The organism is Kitasatospora saccharophila, from assembly GCF_039529925.1.
GTDB classification, from domain to species: Bacteria; Actinomycetota; Actinomycetes; order Streptomycetales; family Streptomycetaceae; genus Kitasatospora; species Kitasatospora saccharophila.
In genome coordinates this window covers 1-588 of the sequence record NZ_BAAANS010000187.1, presented here as the reverse complement: position 1 = coordinate 588, position 588 = coordinate 1, and the positions used below count along the sequence as shown (strand labels likewise).

General features: G+C 41.5%; 1 protein-coding gene. It reads left to right on the top strand.

Translation table 11 applies throughout. The annotated features are described in order from the left end of the window. On the top strand, window positions 1-588 hold a 588-nt coding region (locus ABD345_RS40095), incomplete at both ends, for a pentapeptide repeat-containing protein (protein ID WP_344559784.1).

The following is a 588-nucleotide window of genomic DNA, read 5'->3' as shown; positions in this document are numbered from 1 at the left end:
ATTCAGATGAAATAGAAAAGTCAGTTGAAGATCTTCAGAAATCTAGGGACTCAATCGACTGTAATGATAGGTCTTCACCTGATAACCAGGTAATTGATGGAGCACAACTTTCCGGAATAAAAATAAAAAATAAACTTTCATTTTCTGGATATTCTCTCCACAAAGTTGATTTCTCCCGCTCAAACCTTCTAAACACTAACTTGTCAGGTGCTGATCTCAGATATTCTAATCTTTCGGAAGCGGATCTACGGTGGGCAGATTTGTCCAACGCAACTCTCTACGGCGCAAATCTATCAGGCGCAAATCTACGTGGTGCTAACCTTTCAGGGGCTAATCTATGGAAATCCAACCTTTCAGGAGTGGACCTGCGAGAATGCGATCTCTCTGGGATATTACTTGGGGAGACGGATATTTCTGGCGGGAATATGCAGAATACTGATTTACGAGATATAGACTTTCATAATTTAACTGTCGCTCCTCGGGTTGATCTCTCAAATACAATTCTTGACAATTGTAATCTTGCAAATAGTGATCTACAGAATGCAAACTTGTCCGGGGCAGAGCTTCACGATGCTGATCTCTCAGGAG